The organism is Pseudomonas sp. GM48, from assembly GCF_000282335.1.
Lineage (GTDB): Bacteria > Pseudomonadota > Gammaproteobacteria > Pseudomonadales > Pseudomonadaceae > Aquipseudomonas.
The window spans coordinates 1-18,785 of sequence record NZ_AKJM01000041.1; the positions used below are offsets into that span (position 1 = coordinate 1).

Sequence of the window (18,785 nt, forward strand, 5' to 3'; positions counted from 1 at the left end):
CGCGCTGTGGCTGGTCAGCCAGCCGCAATTGCCGGCCTGGCAGCTGGCCTTTGGCGCGCTGGTCATGGGCGCCGGCATCAGCGCGATGCACTACACCGGTATGGCTGCCATGCGCATGCAACCGGGTATCGACTACGACCCGACGCTGTTCGGTACTTCGCTGGTCATTGCTGTCGGTGCTTCGGGCGCGGCATTGTGGATCGCTTTCCGTTTGCGCCAACACACACCTTATGTCCGCCTGATCCGTGGCGGTGCCGCTGTGATCATGGGCATCGCCATCGTCGGCATGCACTACACCGCAATGGCCGCCGCACGCTTTGCCGATGGCAGCTTTTGCGGCGCAGCGGTCGATGGGTTGAGCGGCAAGGGCCTGGACAACCTGGTGCTGATTACCACGTTGGCGGTGCTGAGCATCGCCTTGCTGACCTCGATCCTCGATGCACGCCTGGAGGCGCGCACCGCGAGCCTGGCCCTGTCTCTGACCGAGGCCAACCGTGAACTGACCCAACTGGCCCTGCACGACACCCTCACCGGGCTGCCGAACCGGATGTTACTCGCCGATCGAATCGATCAGGCTATGTCGCGGGTCTGCGAAGAGGGTGGTTGCTTTGCCCTGATGTTCATTGATCTGGACGGCTTCAAGCCGGTCAACGATGCCTTTGGCCACCACATGGGTGATCTGTTGTTGCGCGAAGTGGCCTTGCGCCTGCGCGAAGAATTGCGCAGCCAGGACACCCTGGCGCGGATCGGCGGTGACGAGTTCGTGTTGCTGGTGCAGTTGAACGATCAGATCGACGCCTTGAACCTCGCGGCCCGTCAGGTCGAGTTGATCGCGGGTGCGTTTCGGGTTGCCGAACATGATTTGCATATTTCTGCCAGCGTCGGCATCGCGCTCTACCCGGGAAACGGGCAGTCTGCCCATGAATTGCTGATGAACGCCGACGCGGCGATGTATCACGCCAAGGGCGCGGGCAAAAACGGCTACAGCTTTTTCGATGCCTCGATGAACAGCAACGCCCGCAAACAGCTGCAATTGCTGCAGGACCTGCGCAATGCCGTGGAACATCAGGAATTCAGCCTGTATTACCAGCCCAAGTTCGATGCCGCCAATGGTCGCCCGGTAGGCGCCGAGGCCTTGTTGCGCTGGGAGCACCCGACCCAAGGGATGCTGTTGCCGGACAAATTCATCGAACTGGCGGAAAAAACCGGGTTGATCATTCCGATCGGCGAGTGGGTGCTCAACGAAGCCTGCCGCCAGATGCGCGAGTGGTACGTGCAGGGCTACACCGATTGGCGCATCGCAGTGAACCTTTCGGCCATCCAGTTCTGTCATTCCGGGTTGGTCCAGAGCGTCGCCAAGGCCTTGGCGGCTCATCACCTGCCGGCCAACAGCCTGACCCTGGAAATCACGGAAACCACCGCCATGAGCGATGCCGATGCGAGCATGAGGGTGCTTCAGGAGCTGTCGGACATGGGCGTCGACCTGTCCATCGATGATTTTGGCACTGGCTATTCGAGTCTGATGTACCTCAAGCGCTTGCCGGCGAACGAGCTGAAGATCGACCGCGGTTTTGTCCGGGACCTGGAGCGTGACAGCGATGACGCCGCCATCGTATCGGCCATCGTCGCCCTCGGCCAGGCGCTGGGGTTGCGCATCGTTGCCGAGGGTGTCGAGACGGGTGTACAGCAGGACTTCCTGACACAACTCGGTTGCGATTCGTTGCAGGGTTACCTGCTGGGGCATCCGCTGCCGGCCGAAGGTTTCATGATGGAAATTCATCGCGGCGAGCAATTGGTCGCCAGTTGACCTGTGGCGAGGGAGCTTGCTCCCGCTGGGTCGCAAAGCGGCCCCCGCTTTTCAGCCTACAGCGCCAACTGAAATCCCGACTGCTTCGCAGCTGAACGGGAGCAAGCTCCCTCGCCACAAAGCGCTGCCGAATTCATGCAAAAACCATCATTGGCGGTTATTCTTGGCCCCGACCGCTTTAGCTTTGATTGGGGGAAAGCTCGCATGGACAAAGTCATCGTCATCACCGGCGGCAGCCGCGGCATTGGAGCCGCCACCGCTCTGTTGGCCGCCGCGCAGGGCTATCGGATCTGCATCAACTACCAGGCTGACGATAAGGCCGCACTCAGCGTGCTGGAACAAGTCCGTGCGCTCGGTGCGCAAGCCATTGCGGTACGGGCCGACGTCAGCATCGAAGACGAAGTCATCGCGCTGTTCAATCGGGTAGACAGTGAACTGGGGCGGGTCACCGCGCTGGTGAACAACGCCGGCACCGTCGGGCAAAAGTCCCGGGTCGACGAAATGTCCGAATTCCGTATTCTCAAAATCATGAAAACCAACGTCCTGGCGCCGATCCTCTGCGCCAAGCACGCGATCCTGCGCATGTCGCCCAAGCACGGCGGGCAGGGCGGCAGTATCGTCAACGTGTCCTCGGTGGCAGCACGCTTGGGCGCGCCCAACGAGTACGTCGACTACGCCGCCTCCAAAGGCGCGCTCGACACCTTCACCATCGGCCTGTCCAAGGAAGTGGCGGGCGAGGGGATTCGCGTCAACGCCGTGCGTCCCGGCTACATCTACACCGATTTCCATGCCCTGAGCGGCGATCCGGATCGGGTCAGCAAGCTTGAATCGGCAATTCCGATGGCCCGCGGTGGGCGGCCGGATGAAGTTGCAGAGGCGATTGTCTGGTTGTTGTCGGACAAGGCTTCTTATGCGACGGGGACTTTCGTCGATCTTGGCGGTGGGCGTTGATCTGAGGTTTGCGTTGTCAGTGCTGGCCTCTTCGCGGGCAAGCCCGCTCCCACAGGGTTTCCTGGTGTACGCAAAGTCTGTTTACACCGGAAATACCTGGTGGGAGCGGGCTTGCTCGCGAAGGCGATAGTGCAGGCAATATCTAACCCTTAAAACGACCGCACAATCCGCCCCAACGTCTCCATCGCCTGCTCCGCAGCCTCGTCCCACGGGCTCCCGTAATTCAACCGAATACAATTCCTGAACCGCTGCGCCGGTGAAAAAATCGGCCCCGGCGCAATACTGATGCCCTGCGCCAACGCCATCTGAAACAACTTCAATGAATCCATCTGCTCTGGCAATTCCAGCCACAAAAAGTACCCGCCTGCCGGTTGGCTGACCCGCGTCTGTGCCGGGAAATACCGGGCGATGGCGGCGAGCATGGCGCTTTGCTGGTCTTCCAGCGCGTGGCGCAATTTGCGCAGATGGCGGTCGTAGCCCCCGTGTTGCAGGTAATCGGCGATGGCTGCCTGGGCCGGCATCGACGCGCACAGCGAGGTCATGAGTTTCAGCCGTTCGATTTTTTGCGCATAGCGACCGGCAGCCACCCAGCCGATGCGGTAGCCGGGAGCGAGGCTTTTGGCGAACGAGCCGCAGTGCATCACCAGGCCTTCGGTATCGAATGCCTTGGCCGGTTTCGGTGCTTGTTGACCGTAATACAGTTCGGCGTAGACATCGTCTTCGATCAGCGGTACCTGATGGCGGCGCAATAATTCCACAAGCTGCTGTTTCTTTGCCTCGGGCATGGTTGCGCCCATGGGGTTCTGGAAGCTGGTCATGCACCAGCAGGCCTTGATCGGGTGGCGTTCCAGGGTTTGCGCCAGTACGCCAAGGTCGATGCCATCGCGCGGATGCACGGGGATTTCCACGGCTTTGAGCTTCAGGCGTTCGAGCACTTGCAGGCAGGCGTAGAACGCCGGGGCTTCGATGGCCACCAGATCGCCCGGTTCAGTGACTGCTTGCAGGCACAGGTTCAGCGCTTCCAGGGCGCCGTTGGTGATCAGCAGTTCTTCCATCGGAAGCATCAGCCCGCCGACCATGTAGCGCAGGGCGATTTGCCGGCGCAACTGCGGGTTGCCGGGTGACATGTCGGTGACGACCATGCGCGGGTCCATCTCACGGGTGGCGCTGGCCAGGGAACGGGACAAACGTTGCAGGGGAAACAGCGTTGGGCTGGGGAACGCCGAGCCGAAGGGCACGGTGTTCGGGTCTTTGATCGAGTCGAGCACCGAGAACACCAGTTCGCTGACATCGACTTCGGTGGACTCGTTGACCTGATGGCTGATTTCCGGCTCGGAAAACGGCCGTGGTGCATGGGCGTTGACGAAGTAGCCGGAGCGCGGACGGGCGCGGATCAGTCCACGACGTTCCAGCAGATAGTAGGCCTGGAACACTGTCGACGGGCTGACCCCGTAGGTCTGGCTGGCGTAGCGCACCGACGGCACACGCTGGCCCGGGCCGAGGACGCCGGAGCGGATCAGTTCTGCGATGTCGTCGGCGAATTTTTCGTAGCGTTTCATCGGTATCCCGTCATGGAACTCATTCGATCAGATTTTGTGGCGAGGGGGCTTGCCTGTGGCGAGGGAGCTTGCTCCCGCTGGACTGCGCAGCAGTCCCATTTTGGGGCCGCTTCGCGACCCAACGGGAGCAAGCTCCCTCGCCACGGTGGATTGCGTTGCCAAAACAGGAGCGCATTTCACAAGGACCGCAGTCTAAGGGATCAGCGATTCATCGGCGCAACAAACCGGCTCTTCGCCACGCTATAGACGCCAGGCTCATCGCTGTCGACCACCTTGAAACTGATGCTCTGCGAACTGCTGGCCGGACGTTCCGTGAGCATCGCCACCGACACCGGCACATCGATAATCTCGCCCGGCGCCAGGCTCAACACGGCCTTGCCCTGCAACTCGAAATCATCGGCATCGACCAGGCTCAATTGATAGTCCTGACGCTGCTGGGTCTTGTTGATGACCTTCAGACTGTAGATGTTTTCGATCTGCCCCTGGCTGTTCTCGCGGAACAGGCCCCGGTCCTTGCTGACGTCGAGCGACACCATCGGCCGTTCCACCAGGGCCACTACCAGCGCGGCGATCATCACCAGCAATACGGCGGTGTAACCGATCAGGCGTGGGCGCAGCAGGTGAGTCTTGCCTCCTTGCAATTGGTGTTCAGAGGTGTAGCTGATCAGTCCCCGGGCGTAGCCCATTTTGTCCATGATCGAGTCGCAGGCGTCGATGCACGCGGCGCAACCGATGCATTCCATCTGCAAGCCATCGCGGATGTCGATGCCGGTCGGGCAGACCTGTACGCAGAGCTGGCAATCGATGCAATCGCCCAGGCCGACTTCGGCGGGTTTGACTTCGCGTTTGCGCGGGCCACGGTTTTCGCCCCGGGCCACGTCGTAGGAAATGGTCAGGGTGTCTTTATCGAACATCACGCTCTGGAACCGCGCATAGGGGCACATGTGCATGCACACCGCTTCACGCAGCCAACCGGCATTGATGTACGTGGCACCGGTAAAAAACAGCACCCAGAACAGGCTGACGCCGCTCATTTGCAAGGTCAGCAGCTCTTCGGCCAACGGCCGGATCGGCGTGAAGTAGCCGACGAAGGTCAGGCCGGTCAGCAGGCTGATGGCCAGCCACAAGGTGTGCTTGGCCGCGCGCCGCATCAGTTTGTTCAGGCCCCATGGCGCGGCTTGCAATTTGATCCGCTGGTTGCGTTCACCTTCGGTGATCTTTTCGCACCACATGAAGATCCAGGTCCACGAACTTTGCGGGCAGGTGTAGCCGCACCAGACCCGGCCCGCGAACACGGTGATCGCAAACAGGCCGAACGCGGCAATGATCAACAGTGCCGAGAGCAGGATGAAGTCCTGCGGCCAGAAGGTCGCGCCGAAGATATGGAACTTGCTCTCGGAAAGATCCCAGAGCACCGCCTGGCGGCCGCCCCAGTTTAGCCACACGGTGCCGAAAAACAACAAAAACAGAAAACCCGCGCCGCTGATCCGCAGGTTGCGGAACAACCCGGTGAAGCTGCGGGTGTGGATCAGGTTGTCGCTGGACTTGGCCTTCGTCTTTAAACGCGAAGGTTCGAATGTTTCAACGGTTCGGACGGGGATTCTCTCGCTCATGGTCTTTCGCTCATCAGCCTCCATCAGGCATGAGCACTATGAGCGGCAATCTGTTTGCATAACAGACTCAGGTATTGCATTAAAAAGCGGATCAGATGGCGCTGTTCGCACAGCGTGCGACAAGTTGAAGCACCCGCCGTAGTTACGCACAAACACCTATCCGGAACAGCTATGGCGGAGGTTGATCAATGTCAGTCAAATCACCGAATCACTGTCGGTGCCTTCAAGTGTCGGCGTCACGGCCGGGAATCTATTGTTCATTGTTCAAGCTTACGGTGGCACATGGCGTGAGTCGTGCTTAAGTAGGTGGACTGGTTGGTTGACCGTTGCGCGAAGGACTTGATTCCTGAAATTGCTGATGAAACTTTCCCGACCGCTGTCGCTCGGAACCTAAGTGAATGTATCCCGGGGCGGATGACCCGGCGGGATGGCGACCAGACACAAGTGCGTCCATGGGGCGTTAGGAGAGAGGCTCGATGACGGCTGATAAACCGACTGAGTTGAGCTACAACCCGCATATGCCGCTGTCGCAGGCGTTGTTGCTGCCGCGTATCGTCATAGAAAACTGCATGCCGACCCTCGAAGGCGGACAGTTCGCGGTCAAGGCCGTGGTGGGGCAGGACGTGGTGGTGACGGCCAAGGTCTTCGCCGACGGGCATGACAAACTGGCGGTGCGAGTGCGCTGGCGGGCCGAAGACGAGGACGTCTGGCAAAACGCTGTCATGAACGATCTGGGCAATAACGGCTGGCAGGGGCAGTTCCGTGTCGACAGCCAGGGCCGTTATCGGTTCTGTATCGAAGCCTGGATCGATCAGTTCGCCAGTTTTCGCTACGAGCTGGAAAAAAAGCATATGGCTGCCGTGCCCGTCAGCCTGGAATTGCAGGAAGGCCGGATTCATGTCCAGCAGGCCGCTGAACGCAGCGAAGGGCCACTCAGCGAGCAACTGGCGGCCTTGCACCATGAACTGTCAGGACTGCTGGAAACCGAGCAGATTGCACTGTTTCTGCACCAGCGTAGCGCCGACCTCATGGCCCGCGTCGATCATCGCGCCTACCTGAGCCTGAGCCCGGAGTATCCGGTGGATGTGGAGCGTGAGCTGGCGCAGTTCGCCAGTTGGTATGAATTGTTTCCGCGTTCGATCACCGACAGTCCCGAACGGCATGGCACCTTCAATGACGTGCATTCACGGCTGGCGATGATCCAGGACATGGGGTTCGACGTGTTGTATTTCCCGCCGATCCACCCGATCGGGCGCAGCTACCGCAAAGGCCCGAACAATTCCCTGACGGCGGGTCCTGATGATCCGGGCAGCCCCTATGCGATTGGTAGCAAGGAGGGCGGGCACGAGGCGATTCACTCGCAGTTGGGTACCCGCGAAGACTTCCGCCGACTGGTCGCGGCCGCTGCTGCCCATGGCCTGGAAATCGCCCTGGATTTTGCCATCCAGTGTTCCCAGGACCATCCGTGGCTCAAGCAGCACCCCGGCTGGTTCAACTGGCGGCCGGACGGCACGATCAAATACGCCGAGAACCCGCCGAAGAAATACCAGGACATCGTCAACGTCGACTTCTATACCCCCGAGGCGATTCCGAGCCTGTGGCTGGAACTGCGTGACATCGTGGTGGGCTGGGTCGAGGAGGGCGTGAAGATTTTTCGCGTCGATAACCCGCACACCAAGCCGTTGCCGTTCTGGCAATGGCTGATCGCCGATGTACGGGCGTTGTACCCCGAAGTGATCTTCCTCGCCGAAGCCTTTACCACCCCGGCAATGATGGCGCGCCTGGGCAAGGTCGGTTACTCCCAGAGCTACACCTATTTCACCTGGCGCAACACCAAGGCCGAACTGGCGAGTTATTTCACCGAACTCAACGAATCGCCATGGCGCGAATGCTACCGGCCGAATTTTTTCGTCAATACGCCGGACATCAACCCGGCGTTCCTCCATGACTCCGGGCGTCCCGGGTTTCTCATCCGCGCCGTGCTGGCAACCATGGGCTCGGGCCTGTGGGGCATGTACTCGGGTTTCGAGTTGTGCGAGTCGGCGCCGGTGCCGGGCAAGGAGGAATACCTCGATTCCGAGAAGTATGAGATCCGCCCGCGGGATTTCAACGCGCCGGGCAACATCATTGCCGAAATCGCCCAGCTCAACCGCATTCGCCGGCAGAACCCGGCGTTACACACGCATCTGGGCCTGAAGGTCTACAACGCCTGGAACGACAACATCCTCTACTTTGGCAAACGCAGCGTTGATGGCAGCAACTTCATTCTGGTGGCGGTCAGCCTCGATCCGCACAACGTGCAGGAAGCAAACTTCGAGTTGCCGTTGTGGGAAATGGGCTTGCCCGACAATGCCAGCACCCAGGGCGAAGACTTGATGAATGGCCATCGCTGGACGTGGCACGGCAAGCAGCAATTCATGCGGATCGACCCGGCATACCAGCCGTTCGGGATCTGGCGCATTACCGCCTCTTGAGAACACCACAACCTCTGTGGCGAGGGAGCTTGCTCCCGTTGGGTTGCGCAGCGACCCCGTACATTTTCAGCTACACCGCGTTCGACCGGATTGCGACTGCTGCGCAGTCGAGCGGGAGCAAGCTCCCTCGCCACAGAAAAATCCCGTCCTGTGGCCAAAGTTGAATTCACCAGGAGTTTCACATGGCGAAGAAACCCAAGGCAGCCACGTTCATCAACGACCCGCTCTGGTACAAGGACGCGGTGATCTATCAAGTTCACGTCAAATCGTATTTCGACTCCAACAACGACGGGATTGGCGACTTTCCCGGCCTCATCGCCAAGCTCGATTACATCGCCGACCTGGGCGTCAACACCATCTGGCTGTTGCCGTTCTATCCCTCGCCACGGCGCGATGATGGCTATGACATCGCCGAGTACCGCGGCGTACACAGCGACTACGGCACCATGGCCGATGCCAGGCGCTTCATTGCCGAGGCGCATAAACGCGGCCTGCGGGTGATCACCGAACTGGTCATCAACCACACCTCCGACCAGCACCCGTGGTTCCAGCGTGCGCGCAAGGCCAAGCCCGGTTCGGCGGCGCGGGACTTTTACGTATGGTCGGACGACGACCAAAAGTACGATGGCACCCGCATCATTTTCCTCGACACCGAAAAGTCCAACTGGACCTGGGACCCGGTCGCCGGCCAGTACTTCTGGCACCGCTTCTACTCCCACCAGCCGGACCTGAACTTCGATAACCCGCAAGTGATGAAAGCGGTGCTTTCGGTCATGCGGTACTGGCTCGACATGGGCATCGACGGCTTGCGCCTGGACGCGATTCCCTACCTGATCGAACGTGACGGCACCAACAACGAAAACCTGCCGGAAACCCACGACGTCCTGAAAAAGATCCGCGCCGAAATCGACGCCAATTACCCCGATCGCATGCTGCTGGCCGAGGCCAATCAATGGCCGGAGGACACACAGTTGTACTTCGGCGACATCGATAACAAAGGCTTGAACGGCGACGAATGCCACATGGCCTTTCACTTCCCGTTGATGCCGCGCATGTACATGGCCCTGGCCCAGGAAGATCGCTTCCCGATCACCGACATTCTGCGCCAGACCCCGGATATCCCAGCCAACTGCCAGTGGGCGATTTTCCTGCGCAACCACGATGAGCTGACCCTGGAAATGGTCACCGACAAGGAGCGCGATTACCTGTGGAATTATTACGCCGCCGACCGTCGGGCGCGGATCAACCTGGGGATTCGCCGGCGTCTGGCGCCGCTGGTGGAGCGTGATCGACGCCGGGTCGAATTGCTCAACAGCCTGTTGTTGTCGATGCCCGGCACGCCGACCCTGTATTACGGCGATGAGATTGGCATGGGCGACAACATCTACCTCGGCGACCGCGACGGCGTGCGCACGCCGATGCAATGGTCGATCGACCGCAACGGCGGCTTCTCCCGTGCCGACCCGGCCAGCCTGGTGCTGCCGCCAATCATGGACCCGCAATACGGTTATCTGTCGGTCAACGTCGAAACCCAGGCTGGCGACCCGCATTCGCTGTTGAACTGGACCCGGCGCATGCTCGCCGTGCGCAAGCAATCCAAGGCCTTCGGGCGCGGTACGTTGAAAATGCTGTCGCCCAGTAACCGGCGGATTCTGGCCTACACCCGTGAATACACCGGGGTGGACGGTAAACACGAAGTCATTCTGTGCGTGGCCAACGTGTCGCGCAGTGCCCAGGCCGCCGAGCTCGATTTGTCGGCCTACGTCGGCATGGTGCCGGTGGAAATGCTCGGGGGGAACGCGTTCCCGCCCATCGGCCAGTTGAATTTCCTCCTGACGCTGGCGCCTTATGGCTTCTATTGGTTCGGCCTCGCCGCCGAAAACCAGATGCCGAGCTGGCACGTGGAGCCTGCGCAGAGCCTGCCGGACTTCACCACGCTGGTGCTGAAAAAGCGCATGGAAGAACTGCTCGAAGCGCCGTCGCGGACCACGCTGGAGCAAAACATCCTGCCGAACTGGTTGCAGAACCGCCGCTGGTTCGCCGGCAAGGACGCCGCCATCGAGCAAGTCGAACTGGCCTATGGCGTGCGGTTCGGCGATCCGCAGCATCCGGTACTGTTCAGTGAGATCAATGTCATCAGCGGTGGCCAGAGCAGCCGCTACCAGTTGCCGTTCGGCTTTATCTCCGAGGACCAGGTCGGTATGCCGTTGCCGCAGCAATTGGCGCTGGCACGGGTACGGCGTGGGCGTCAGGTTGGTTTGATCACCGATGCCTTCAGTCTGGAAAGCTTTGTGCATGCAGTTTTGCAAGGCTTACAGGATGGCAGCGTCCTGGCCTCCAGCGATGGCGAGATTCGCTTCGAGCCCACCGCCGAGCTGGAAAAACTCGGCCTGAACGCTGAGTCCCCGGTGCGCTACCTCTTCGCCGAACAGTCCAACAGCTCGGTGGTGATCGGCAACAGCCTGGTGCTGAAGCTGATCCGCAAGGTGGCCTCAGGGGTGCATCCGGAGCTGGAAATGAGCGCGTTCCTGACCGCTGCCGGCTTCGGCAATATTTCGCCATTGCTGGGGGCCGTGGTGCGTCGGGATGCAGCGGGTGAAGACAACCTGCTGATGATCGCCCAAGGTTATCTGAGCAATCAGGGCGACGCCTGGGAGTGGACCCGGAACAACCTCGAACGGGCGCTGCGCGATGAGCTGGCCGACGCGGTGTCCGAGCAGGAACAGCATTACAACGCGCTCGGCGAATTGAAAGATTTCGCCGCTATGCTGGGCCGGCGACTGGGGGAAATGCATCAGGTGCTGGCAGCGCCGGGCGCCAACCCGGACTTTTTGCCGCAGGTCACCACGCAGCAGGAGGCACTGGCCTCGGCCAAGGATATTGCAGCGCAAATCGAGCAGGCGCTGAACTTGCTCAAGCAGCATAAAAATCAACTGAACCCGGCGGACCAGACCTTGGTCGGCCGTTTACTGGACAATAAAAAAGCCATTCTCAGTCATGTGCAATTGTTGGGAAAAAAGACCGCGGGCGGCTTGCGCATTCGTGTGCACGGCGACTTGCATCTGGGGCAAGTGCTGGTGATCAAGGGCGATGCCTACCTGATCGACTTCGAAGGTGAACCGGCGCGGCCGTTGCATGAACGACGGGGCAAACACAGCCCGTACAAGGATGTCAGCGGTGTGCTGCGTTCCTTCGATTATGCAGCGGCGATGGCGATCAACGTGCAGAACGTCGATAACACCGCGGCGGCCGATGCTGCCCGTTTGCGGGTGACCGATCGCTACTTGAGCGAGGCGCGACAAGCATTTGTCGACGCTTATCGGCTGGCGGCAGCTAGTCTTGCCCATGCATGGCAAGATCCCGAAGGCGAGGATGCCGCGCTGGCGTTGTTCGGTCTGGAGAAGGCGGCGTATGAAGTAGCCTATGAGGCGGAAAATCGCCCGACCTGGTTGCCCGTGCCGTTGCACGGTTTATATGGATTATTAAGTGGGCTTAAACCCTTTTCCGATCTTGGTGGAGAGTAGTCATGAGTGTCTCGAACAAGGAACAGGGTCATCACAAAGAAGCGCTGCTACCCAGCGCGCGGGATATCGATGCATTGGTGCGCGCCGAGCATATCGATCCGTTTGCGATTCTCGGCCCTCACGCCGATGGCGCTGGCGGGCAGTTCATTCGCGCTTATTTGCCCGGTGCCCTGAGTGTGCAGGTGCTGGCCAGGGTGTCTGGCGAAGAGCTCGGGCATCTTGAAGCCACTGCGACGCCGGGGTTGTTTGTCGGGCATTTCGACCATGCGCAGGCGTACCTGTTGCGCACCCGTTGGGCCGGCGGCGAGCAAACGGCCGAAGACCCCTACAGCTTCGGCCCGTTGCTGGGCGAAATGGACTTGTACCTGTTTGCCGAAGGCAATCACCGCGACCTCAGTGCGTGCCTGGGTGCTCAGCTCAAGACCGTGGATGGCGTCGACGGCGTGCGTTTTGCCGTATGGGCGCCGAATGCCCGGCGGGTGTCGGTGGTGGGTGATTTCAACGTCTGGGACGGGCGCCGCCATCCAATGCGCCTGCGTCATCCCACCGGTGTCTGGGAGTTGTTCATCCCGCGCCTGCAAGCAGGCGACGCCTACAAATACGAGATTCTCGGCGCCCACGGCATTCTGCCGCTGAAAGCCGACCCGGTAGCGCTGGCCACCAGCCTTCCGCCGGACACCGCGTCGAAAGTCGCTTCGCCACTGAAGGTCGACTGGCAGGACCAGGACTGGATGCTGTCCCGTGGCGAACGCCAGCGCCCGACCGCCGCGCTGTCGATCTACGAGTTGCACGCCGGCTCATGGCAATGCGAACTCGATGACCTCGGTGAAGTGGCCCGGCAATACACCTGGCCCGAATTGGCCGAGCGACTGATTCCGTACGTGAAGGAGCTGGGCTTCACCCACATCGAACTGATGCCGATCATGGAGCACCCATTCGGCGGTTCGTGGGGTTATCAGTTGCTGTCGCAATTCGCCCCGAGTGCGCGTTATGGCACTCCGGACGAGTTCGCCGCGTTCGTCAACGCCTGCCACCAGGCTGAAATCGGGGTGATCCTCGACTGGGTGCCGGCGCATTTTCCGACCGATGTCCATGGCCTGGCCCAGTTCGACGGCACGGCGTTGTACGAGTACGGCAACCCGCAAGAAGGCTTCCACCAGGATTGGGACACGCTGATCTACAACCTCGGCCGCACCGAAGTTCACGGCTACATGCTGGCGTCGGCGCTGCACTGGCTCAAGCATTTCCACGTCGACGGCCTGCGGGTCGATGCAGTGGCCTCGATGCTGTACCGCGACTACTCGCGCAAGGCCGGCGAATGGGTACCGAACCGCCATGGCGGGCGGGAGAACCTGGAGGCTATCGACTTCCTGCGCCACCTCAACGACGTCGTGGCTCTGGAAGCGCCGGGCGCACTGGTGATCGCCGAAGAGTCCACCGCATGGCCGGGCGTCAGCCAGGGCACGCAACAGGGCGGCTTGGGCTTTGCCTACAAATGGAACATGGGCTGGATGCACGATTCGCTGCATTACATCCAGCAAGACCCGGTCTACCGCGCCCATCACCACAACGAGCTGAGTTTCGGCCTGGTGTATGCCTGGTCCGAACGTTTCATCCTGCCGATCTCCCACGACGAAGTGGTGCACGGCAAACATTCGCTGATCGACAAAATGCCCGGCGACCGCTGGCAAAAATTCGCCAACCTGCGGGCCTACTTGAGTTTCATGTGGGCGCACCCGGGCAAGAAACTATTGTTCATGGGCTGCGAGTTCGGCCAGTGGCGCGAGTGGAATCACGACCAGCAACTGGACTGGTACTTGTTGCAGTACCCCGAACACAAAGGCGTGCAGAAACTGGTGGGCGACCTCAATCGCTTGTACCGCGAAGAGCCGGCACTGCACGAGCAGGACGATGTGCCGCAGGGTTTCCAATGGTTGATCGGCGACGACGCGATCAATAGCGTCTATGCGTGGCTGCGCTGGAGCAAGGACGGCAAGCCGGTGCTGGTGGTGGCCAACTTCACGCCGGTGCCGCGCGAGGCTTATCGCATCGGGGTGCCGTTTGCCGGGCAGTGGAGCGAGGTGCTCAACAGCGACTCGTCTATCTATGCCGGTTCCAACTACGGCAACAGTGGCGGGGTGGCTGCCGAGGAAACGCCGAGCCATGGGCAGGCGTTGTCGTTGGTGTTGAATTTGCCGCCGTTGGCGGTGTTGATGTTGCGGCCGGAGGGGTAGCTGACTTCCATTTTATTCGATAACCCTGACAGGTCGACGCTCATATAAGTACAGTCTGTCAGGGATGGTTAGTTATAAATTTTATTTGTTTCTGATGCGCAATAATAACTAAATCCATTTCGCACTGAGCGTTGCCTCGAACTTTCTTTGAGTAATTTCAATGTGGTGTAGCCCCCGGTAGTCCTTAGAAATGCTGTTAACGACAAATTGAGTCATTGGCTTGAATAAACCCTCCGTTTCGGGGGTGTGATCTACTTTGAATGCGTTGCTTGTCGTTTTTATAAGTACTGGGTCCGTTAGCTGTGAGGTGCTAGGAACATGAAATTTGTCTGTGAATTTGCTTGCGGTTTTTTTATCTGGAGTAAAAGCCATAAATATGCTGGTTTGTAGTATGTCACCTACTTTAATGCTATCTGGATTTTGCAATTTAGTTCCGCGGTAGAGCTCACCTGCCATTTTCGGGCCAAGTGATGCTGCCAACAGGTTAATTGTTTTTTTAGAGTCTGTGGCGTGGAGCTCTAGTAGTTCTATCGCCGGGTCGTACGCTCTCTGCTTTCTGGCAAGGGGCAGCTTAACTGTTCCGAAGTCGCCATCATTGTTTTTGAGCTCTGAATAGACTGCCGTTCTGGTTTCGGGGAGCGATCTTTTTATTATGTCAGAGGGATTGTTCTCGTAGTGGTTGCGGCTATGTCCCTTGAAGTAAAGGGCGCCCGCATTTGTTCCCCAAATGAGTTGTATTCCCTCTTTTTCACCTTCTGTTAAAGGTCTGTCATAGGCTTCTGGTTGTCCTATGAGGCCGAGGCGAGCTCTGAAGTAATCAATATATTTTTCAGGTTGTACTTTTTGGAGTCCTAGGTACTCGGTGGCTGTGCTGATTAAGTCTGTTTCAGGAAGTTTGTTCTTGTATTTAATAAGCTTTCTCTCAATGTAGTCTATTTCGTCCTGCGTTAACTCCTTTCCTGTATTCCCATTCAGATCACCAAAGTTAATGGGTCTATTCCTGACCATCGCAAATAAATTCATCCCATCCACATATCCCGCCGGATCCGGATTAATCCACCGCTGCAACCACGGCGCGTAATACCTGAATCCATAGTAATAAAGCCCCGTCGCATCCCGCTCTTTGCCCGAATAACGCACAGTCTTGTATTTGGCCTCAGTGGCCGAACGTGCCGCGAAACAAGCCGTGCCGCCAAACGGGTAATACCATTCCTGGCTGATCAGGTTGGCGTTTTGGTCCAGTTCCAGCGTGCCGGATTGCAGGTGGTCGTTGAGGCTGTAACGCACCTGATCGTTGGCGATGTCATCCGGTTTTTGGGCCACCCAATGCAGCACTTGCACGCTATTGCTGCCGGCGCTGGCGTTGATCACATGAAGGATTTCCCCAGTGCCGCCGTGACTGCGGATTTCCACGCCGGGCAGGTAGCGCACTTCGCTGATCAGTGTGCGGGCGTTGGTCTGGTTTGCGCGAATTTTGCGCACGCGTTGGCCGCCGCCGTCGTAGAGATAGCGTTCGTAGTCATCCTCCGCGCTTGCACGCACCACCGGGCGCACGACGGTCAGTTGATTGCGCAAGTCCCACTCCAGCGTTTGGCCGATCTGCAATTCACGCAAGTTGCCATTGGCATCGAAACCGGCGGCCAGTTCGGCTTCAGTCGGCGGCCGGCCGTTGCGCTCGGGCAGGCAGCGGTTGCTGTATTGGGCGCGAGTCAAAGTGCGGCCGTGGGCCTGGGCGCCGACGTGCGCCAGGTTCAGCAGATTGCCGCCGGCGTCGTAGTGGTAGGTCTGGGTGTAGTTGGCGATCTGGTTGGGGTCGAGGGGCAGGGGTTGCAGGTCGGGCAGGGCGGGGCCGCCGTGGCCGGTTTTGGCCTCCCAACCCGTGGCTTCGATCAGTTGATCGAGGGTGTCGTAACGGTAGGTCTTGATCGGTTCGATGCGCTGGTTGTTGAAGTAGCGGATCGCTTGGGCGGTGTCTTCGAGGCTTAGCACGTTGCCGGTGGCGTCGTAGCTGTAGCGCAAGTCTTGAAGGGGCGTGCCATCGGCTTTGTGTGCGATCAAGCCAATGAGGCGGCCGTCCGCGAGGTCGTAGCGGTGGCGGGTGATGACGCCGTTGCCGGCAGTTTCCGTTTCGATCTGGCCAGCGGCGTTGTAGTGCAGATCGCTGACCAGCGTCATCTCGTCCTCACCGACCAAGGTCAACCGAGTGTTTTTCAGTTCGCCGGCCACGGTGTAGGCAAAGCGCTGGCGGTTACCCAGCGCATCCGTTTGCCGGAGCAACTCGGCGCTGGGTGCGTAGGCCTGCGAGTTGGTGGCGCCGTCGCCGGGTTCAAGCATTGCATCGCGGGCGGTTTCACTCACCGGCCAATCTGGCGCATCGGCAACGCGCAAAAAGTGCCGGGTCTGTTGCAGCACCGCGCCACCGATTCCCAGCTCCTTCAAGTGCAGCGTGCCAGCCGGATCGTCATGCCGAACCAATTGACCGCATAGGTTGTGGGCAACTGCGTCGTCATCAACCCCGGCATAGGTCAAGCGCTCAAGCACCAGTTCAGTGCCATCGCCACCACGTTCGCGCACGGCCACCGGGCGCAACAGCGTATCGAACCCGGTTGACGAATGACTGCCACGCCCGTCCCACCGTTCAACGATTTGCCCGCCTGCGCCTGGCAATGCCACCCGCCACCCGGCGTCGACACTGTCACTCTGCAACGGCACAGCGGACAGGCTGAACACCTGACTCATATTCGCCGGCACCGCCCCATCGCTCTGCGCCAAGGCAAACAGATACGGATCACGACTGGCCACCGGCCGGCCGTTGGCATCGAACCGTTGATGCGTCACCCGCACCTCAACCGGATCGGTCGCCAGTCGCCGGTGGAACTGCACCGCCCGGAGCGCCAGACCCCGTGGGTCCATGACCGCAAGGGTCGGGGTGCCGCCATGCACATAATCCACAGGCATCGGTGAGGGCCTTGACCAGGGGTATCTGCCCTCACAATGCAACACCACCAGCGCCTTGGATACTGTAAGAAATACCAGTTTTCACCAGCGCATCCGCACACCCAGGCTGCCAATCAAACCGTTCAGATCGTTGTCGTCCACGTCGCTGCTGTAGTCGGCGCTGACGTACAGGCTTACGGACGGGGTGATTCTGGCGACGAGACCCAGACCCAGTTCCACGGTAGATGAACTACGGCTGCTGCTGATCTTGTCCACCTGATCGAGCGTCACAGTGTTGCCGCTGTACACCGTGCGCCACAAGTTGGTCCGCACGTAGGGCTCGACCGGCAAGCCGTTGATGTCGTAACTGCCTTTCAAGTGCGCACCGACCCGGCCACTCCACGAGTTCAGGTCAGTGGAAGACGCGTTGCCTGATCCGGCATACGGGGTGTCCAGGGTGATGCGCTGATTGATCAACTGCGCCTGGGGTTCAATCACCCAGTTTTCGCCCAGGCCGATGGGGAAGCCACCTTCCACCGACAGTGTCATCGCGCTGCCCTCGGTGGCTCTTCGGGTCCCTTGCGCGTTGCGGCTGAAGCCGCTGACCCGGCCACCACTGGCGGTCAGGTCGACGTGCCAGCCTTGCGGCCCGGTCAGGCTCCAATAAGCGCCGAGACTTTGCCCCTGGAGCTTGAGTGTGTCGCTACCGGGATTGGACATTGCCGGGGTGATCTGCGCGCCGTTGTTGTTGAGCTGGAACTGACTCGCGCCGCCCACCAGGCCGACCCTGTGCGTATGGCCACTGGCGCTTTGCAGGGTCAGGATCGCCGGGCCTTTGAGTTCGTTGGTGCCGGGGACGGCCAGCCCCGGGGACAGGTAATCGGTTTGTGCCTGGCGAGAGGGCTGGTCGTAGAGTTGGTCCCAGGCCGTAGGGGCGGCGTCTTCGGTGGTCAGGCTGGAACTGCGTAGATCGGGGTGAGCGCTGAATTGATCGGGATAGGTTATTGCGATGGTAGACAAACCGGGCGTCGGGATGTCCTGGCGATACCATGGGGCTGTGTCTTGTTCGGCAGTGGCAGCTTGCACTTCGATGGAGGAACACAGCAGGAGTGAACTCGACACCGTGCAAAAAATGACTTTGATCTCTTGTGGGGTGAGTGAAATTTTCATGGAGGTCTGCCTTGTAGTCGCATGCGCAATCTCGCTCTGGCGTCTCTCCTACCCCGAATGAGGGGCGACCGAATGGATTAGGACCTGTCATGGACTGCCCGTTTTTACGGGAGCCCGCGGCTGGTCCTGGTGGTAATTCCGGGGGTAGTAACGTGAAGTCAAGAAGACCGAAACGGTCGAGTCAAGAGAATCGCCGATCAGTGGTAATGGTTTAAGTGACTGATTTATGAGGTATCTCTAAGTTCTTGTTTGTTCGAAAAATCGTCAAAAAAACCTCGGCTCAGAGCGCTTTTCAACCCTCACCACTTCACCTGAACCCCCACGTTACCGAATGTTCCCCGTTGTTGGTTGCTGTCGATATTGCTGGTGTAGTCGACACCGGCACCCTCCCGATACCGTGGTCGGCGGACGACGTTCGTTGTCGGGTTTAGATCTGATCGACATGGTCAAAGGTGACCGTATCGGTACCGGTGAAGGTGTGCCAGATGTTGGTCCGCAAGTGAGTCTCCAGCTACC

9 protein-coding genes are annotated in these 18,785 nt (G+C 59.7%); 5 read left to right on the plus strand and 4 right to left on the minus strand.

Features of this window, described 5'->3' with window-relative positions:
- On the plus strand, positions 1–1,807 hold a 1,807-nt coding region (locus PMI28_RS22100; RefSeq protein ID WP_007983852.1), incomplete at its 5' end, for a bifunctional diguanylate cyclase/phosphodiesterase.
- Positions 1,808–2,011: 204 nt separating this feature from the next.
- The gene (locus PMI28_RS22095) at positions 2,012–2,758 is read left to right on the plus strand and encodes an SDR family oxidoreductase (protein WP_007983854.1); all 747 of its coding nucleotides are present in this window, start codon (positions 2,012–2,014) and stop codon (positions 2,756–2,758) included.
- A gap of 149 nt (positions 2,759–2,907) precedes the next feature.
- On the opposite strand, the gene mapR is transcribed toward PMI28_RS22095, so the two are convergent.
- Entirely contained in the window at positions 2,908–4,317 is a 1,410-nt protein-coding gene (mapR, locus tag PMI28_RS22090) for a GntR family transcriptional regulator MpaR (protein ID WP_007983856.1), read from the minus strand.
- 200 nt (positions 4,318–4,517) lie between these two features.
- Entirely contained in the window at positions 4,518–5,930 is a 1,413-nt protein-coding gene (gene ccoG, locus PMI28_RS22085) for a cytochrome c oxidase accessory protein CcoG (RefSeq protein ID WP_007983858.1), read from the minus strand.
- Between the two features lie 476 nt (positions 5,931–6,406).
- On the opposite strand from ccoG, the gene PMI28_RS22080 reads away from it, so the two are divergent.
- The 3 genes from PMI28_RS22080 (at position 6,407) to glgB (ending at position 14,162) form a co-directional block, all read left to right on the plus strand.
- Positions 6,407–8,404 carry an alpha-1,4-glucan--maltose-1-phosphate maltosyltransferase gene (locus PMI28_RS22080; protein WP_007983860.1) on the plus strand — a complete coding sequence of 666 codons (1,998 nt, stop codon included), beginning with the start codon at positions 6,407–6,409 and terminating at the stop codon, positions 8,402–8,404.
- A gap of 182 nt (positions 8,405–8,586) precedes the next feature.
- Positions 8,587–11,928: a maltose alpha-D-glucosyltransferase gene (gene treS, locus PMI28_RS22075; RefSeq protein ID WP_007983862.1), complete on the plus strand. Its 3,342-nt coding sequence runs from the start codon at positions 8,587–8,589 to the stop codon at positions 11,926–11,928.
- 2 nt (positions 11,929–11,930) lie between these two features.
- The gene (gene glgB / locus PMI28_RS22070) at positions 11,931–14,162 is read left to right on the plus strand and encodes a 1,4-alpha-glucan branching protein GlgB (RefSeq protein ID WP_007983863.1); all 2,232 of its coding nucleotides are present in this window, start codon (positions 11,931–11,933) and stop codon (positions 14,160–14,162) included.
- Between the two features lie 108 nt (positions 14,163–14,270).
- On the opposite strand, the gene PMI28_RS0128350 is transcribed toward glgB, so the two are convergent.
- Positions 14,271–17,120, minus strand: coding sequence for an RHS repeat domain-containing protein (locus PMI28_RS0128350; RefSeq protein WP_007983865.1), 2,850 nt, complete (start codon positions 17,118–17,120; stop codon positions 14,271–14,273).
- Positions 17,121–17,201: 81 nt separating this feature from the next.
- Complete coding sequence (locus PMI28_RS22065; protein ID WP_007983867.1) at positions 17,202–18,269, minus strand: autotransporter domain-containing protein; 1,068 nt, start codon at positions 18,267–18,269, stop codon at positions 17,202–17,204.
- Positions 18,270–18,785: the final 516 nt, after the last annotated feature.

What these genes read in the sequence shown, in the direction of transcription:
- PMI28_RS22095 (WP_007983854.1), top strand. Translation starts at nt 2,012, where the DNA reads ATGGACAAAGTCATCGTCATCACCGGCGGCAGCCGCGGCATTGGAGCC.
- mapR (WP_007983856.1), bottom strand. Translation starts at nt 4,317, where the DNA reads ATGAAACGCTACGAAAAATTCGCCGACGACATCGCAGAACTGATCCGC.
- ccoG (WP_007983858.1), bottom strand. Translation starts at nt 5,930, where the DNA reads ATGAGCGAGAGAATCCCCGTCCGAACCGTTGAAACATTCGAACCTTCG.
- PMI28_RS22080 (WP_007983860.1), top strand. Translation starts at nt 6,407, where the DNA reads ATGACGGCTGATAAACCGACTGAGTTGAGCTACAACCCGCATATGCCG.
- treS (WP_007983862.1), top strand. Translation starts at nt 8,587, where the DNA reads ATGGCGAAGAAACCCAAGGCAGCCACGTTCATCAACGACCCGCTCTGG.
- glgB (WP_007983863.1), top strand. Translation starts at nt 11,931, where the DNA reads ATGAGTGTCTCGAACAAGGAACAGGGTCATCACAAAGAAGCGCTGCTA.
- PMI28_RS0128350 (WP_007983865.1), bottom strand. Translation starts at nt 17,120, where the DNA reads ATGCCTGTGGATTATGTGCATGGCGGCACCCCGACCCTTGCGGTCATG.
- PMI28_RS22065 (WP_007983867.1), bottom strand. Translation starts at nt 18,269, where the DNA reads ATGAAAATTTCACTCACCCCACAAGAGATCAAAGTCATTTTTTGCACG.